The sequence below is a fragment of the Candidatus Phytoplasma crotalariae genome, from assembly GCF_030586865.1.
GTDB classification, from domain to species: domain Bacteria; phylum Bacillota_I; class Bacilli_A; order Acholeplasmatales; family Acholeplasmataceae; genus Phytoplasma; species Phytoplasma citri.
On record NZ_JAOSIR010000037.1, the window covers coordinates 1 to 3,794 of the forward strand.

Sequence of the window (3,794 nt, forward strand, 5' to 3'; positions counted from 1 at the left end):
TGTTTTTATCTAATATAAAAACAATTCCTAATCGTTATTAATGCTAGGTAAAAATTTTATAAAAAAGGAGATAAAAATTTATGATAAATTTTTTCATAAATGTTTTAATAACATATCACACCTATTTTCATATTATTAGTTTTAGTATATTTTTTTGGTTTTAAAATACATCTCTTCAAAAATAAAAACATTCCTGATAAATAAAATTTGTTATTTACAAAAGGGGATTATTGTAGCTGTAATATTTTTTTATGTAATAAGTAATTATGCTAATTAAATAATTGGAAATTAAAATATTTGAAAAAAATTTGTTTAAAGAAAGGATTTAAGTGAGAATGAATATTCTTTATTTGATTAAATTAGGATTATCTGTTTTAAGTATTGGGGAGATAATTATTAATTTTTGTTATCCCCTATTTTATATAATGAAAGGTTATAAAAAACATTTATTAAAAAATAAAAATATTTTTAATAATGTTAATCATTTAAACCAAACCGTTTATTTTCATTTAAGCGCTTTTGTTATTGCAGGTCTTTGTTTTATTATTACATTTTTTACAATCTTTAAGGTTTAATTTGTAAAATTCTTTAAGTAATAATTCAATAATCAAAAAAAATTGGATAAATTTTAAATCTTCTTGACGATAATAAATAATATTTAAACCCTTTTTATAATTAGTTTTTTATCAGCTTATCTATTTATCCCGCTTGTTCGGATCTATAGGATATAATTGTAAAGTGGTTAATTTATTGAAATCAATTTTGCCAATTAATGCTTTGATCCGATTTTTAGTTTCATCTTGGTAGTTAATTTGGAAAAGGGGATAATGATTTTGAAGGGAAATGAAATCCGTAAGTAATAGATTAGATAAATAATTTTATATTATAGAAAGTTTTTTTAAAAAATGAAAACAAAATGGTTACATAATTTAAATAAAAAACAATTAAAAGCTGTTTTATCTCAAGAAAAAGCTATTTATCTTCATGCAGGAGCAGGAACTGGAAAAACAACTACTTTAATAAATAGAATATTTTATTTATTGAATGAATTAAATATAAATTCAGCAAACATTTTAGCAATTACTTTTACAAATAATGCTGCTAAAGAAATGAAAAAAAGGTTACAAGAAAAATTTACTCAAAATATTTTTGGCCATTTAACAATTTCTACTTTTCATTCTTTAGGTTTTAAAATTTTAAAAAAAGATATTAATGAGCTAAATTTAGATTTTAATTTTTTTCATATTATCCATGAAGAAGAAGGAATTAAAATTATTAAAAATTCAATTAAAGAATTAGAATTGGATAGAGATAAATATAATTCCAGTAAACTAAAAAAAATTTGTTCTCGTTTTAAAAATGAGAAAATAAAAAAACAAATTTTAAATGAATTAGATGAAGTTATACAAAATAACAAATGGTTTACTGATTCTAAAAAATATAATCTAGATCTTTATTCGTATGAGGAAAAAAAATTTTTTAATTTATATGAACTTTTTTTAAAAAAAAGTAATTTTTTAGATTTTGATGATTTAATAATTTATACTTATCGATTATTAAAAAACAATTCTTCAGTTTCTTCTTTTTATGAAAAAAAATTTACTCATATTTTGATAGATGAATTTCAAGATATTGATTTGATTCAATATCAAATAATAAAAATAATAGGGCAAAATAATTTTATTTTTGCTGTTGGCGATCCTAATCAAAATTATATATAGTTTCAGAGGTGCTGATAATTTATGTAATGAATTATTTTTGCGAGATTTCAAATCTCAAATTATTTATTTAGATTTATAATTATCGTTCTACAAAAAATATTTTAGATAAAGCCAATCTTTTAATTAGTTATAATTATGATCAAAAAGGTAGTAATTTTCAAAATATTTTTAAAAATGATTCTTCTTATGGAAGAAAAGTTATTTATAATAAAGTAACATTGAATATGAAGAATATGAATTTATTTCTAACCAAATTAAAGAATTAGTATTTAAACAAAATTATAATTATTCAGACATAGCTATTTTATATAGAGTAAATAAACTATGCAAAAGCATTCAGGAGTATTTTATTTTATTTAAGATTACTTATTTTTCCTGGAAGTGATATTGATTTAAAAAGAATCATTAACACTCCTCCTAGACAAATAGGAAAACAAACAGTTAAAAAATTAGAAATAATTGCTCATGAAAAAAAGGTTTCTTTGTTTGAAGCTATGAATTATTTATCTGAAAAAGATAAAATAAAAAATAAAATTGATAATTTTCAAAATATATTTCAAAATCTTAAAAATTTGATTTCTGACGAAAAAAAATGTAGTTTAGATAATATTATTTTTTTAATTGATAAAGAAATTAAATATTCAGAAATATTATCTAAAAAGAAAAAAATTGTTGATAATGATTCTAAAACACAAAATGATATTTTAGATAAATTAGATAATTTACAAAAAATTTTTATTGCAGAAAATAAAGAACAAAAAGAAGGAAATTTCTGGGAAAAACTAAATATTTTATTAAAGAAAATAACTTTATTAGAAGATAATAACCATCAAAATAATAAAAATAAAGTTCTTATGTCTACTATTCATAAAGTAAAAGGATTAGAATTTAAAGTTTTTTTTATTATAGGATTTGAAAGAGAATTTTTTATTCAAGATGAAAATACAAATTATATTGATAAAGAAGAAAGAAGAATCGCTTATGTAGCTATAACAAGAGCTAAAGAAATACTCATATATTACAAGTTCTAATATTAGATTTTTAAATGGAAAGAAAAAATTTTTAAATCCTGTTGTTTTTTTAAGAGAAATGAAATTATCTTAATTAAATCATAATTTTAATGAAAAAAGAGAAAAAATAAAAATATTTCTATTTATAAAGTAGGAAAGAAAATAAAACATAATATCTTTGCAAAAGGTTTTGTTGTTATGGAAAAAATTATTTTAACTATATCTTTTAGATAAAATATGGCATTAAAAAAATGCTATTAATCATTTTTTTTATCTAAAGAATAGTAAAATATTATTTTTTATTTGATATGGGTGCGATTGAACTGTTCCGTTTTTTAGAAAATTTTTGATTTAAAATTATGCTTTAAGACTAAAATTAAGTCTATCTTTTCAAATAAAAGAAATATTTTATGAAATTAAAAAAGTGTCTAAACTTTTTTTGATAATTCTTTTTTTCAAAAAATGTTTTTTTATACTTTATCTATTCGCTATATATTTAAGCAAAAAAGTGAAAAACCTGATAACAAAATGAAAAAAATAATTTTAGTTAGCGCATTAATATTTTTTCTTCAAAAAAGCGCACTAAATTAAGATTTTCCTAAATTTTAGATATTTTTTTACTTTTTTAAAAACTCTCGAAAACTAACTCTTAAGTTAGTCTTTTTTGTTTTTAAAGACTAAAAAAAATAATTTCCTTTCTTTTCTCAAAAATTTTTTAGAAAAGAAATAATATGTTAAGACAAGAATTATTTAAAGAATTTTGAAAAAATAAAAAGAATTTAATAATACGAGATCAATTAATTTCAACTTTATTTGTTTTTTATAAATAAAATTACTTTTATCTTTTGAAAAAAGTAAAAATAATATATTTCGATTCATGATTTTCTTTTTTAAAAATATTTTTAGAAAAGCTGAAGTTTAACTTTTTCTTTTTTTAAAAAATAAAAAGAACAACTGATAAGTTGATCTTGAACGATTATTAAGCAATTATTTAATTGTAATACTTTTGGGGGGGTGCAGTGCGCGATAGAACATAAAACTTTTTTTGAAAAGAAAGATGATT

2 protein-coding genes and 2 pseudogenes are annotated in these 3,794 nt (G+C 19.1%); 3 read left to right on the forward strand and 1 reads right to left on the reverse strand.

The window, feature by feature from the left end; translation table 11 throughout:
* Window positions 1-335 precede the first annotated feature (335 nt).
* Window positions 336-575: a hypothetical protein gene (locus OC683_RS02120; protein ID WP_304514899.1), complete on the forward strand. Its 240-nt coding sequence runs from the start codon at window positions 336-338 to the stop codon at window positions 573-575.
* Window positions 576-608: 33 nt separating this feature from the next.
* On the opposite strand, the pseudogene OC683_RS02125 reads toward OC683_RS02120, so the two are convergent.
* Window positions 609-863, reverse strand: a pseudogene (locus OC683_RS02125) (phase variable surface lipoprotein); the annotation flags it as partial.
* Window positions 864-905: 42 nt separating this feature from the next.
* Between OC683_RS02125 and OC683_RS02130 the strand changes: the two are divergent.
* Window positions 906-1,721, forward strand: a complete 816-nt coding sequence (locus OC683_RS02130) for a UvrD-helicase domain-containing protein (protein ID WP_304514900.1) — start codon at window positions 906-908, stop codon at window positions 1,719-1,721.
* Between the two features lie 253 nt (window positions 1,722-1,974).
* A pseudogene (locus OC683_RS02135) lies at window positions 1,975-2,752 on the forward strand (3'-5' exonuclease).
* The last annotated feature ends 1,042 nt before the right edge of the window (window positions 2,753-3,794 follow it).

Bases quoted from the DNA above. Each gene is read 5' to 3' on its own strand.
- OC683_RS02120 (WP_304514899.1), top strand. From the start codon at position 336: ATGAATATTCTTTATTTGATTAAATTAGGATTATCTGTTTTAAGTATT.
- OC683_RS02130 (WP_304514900.1), top strand. From the start codon at position 906: ATGAAAACAAAATGGTTACATAATTTAAATAAAAAACAATTAAAAGCT.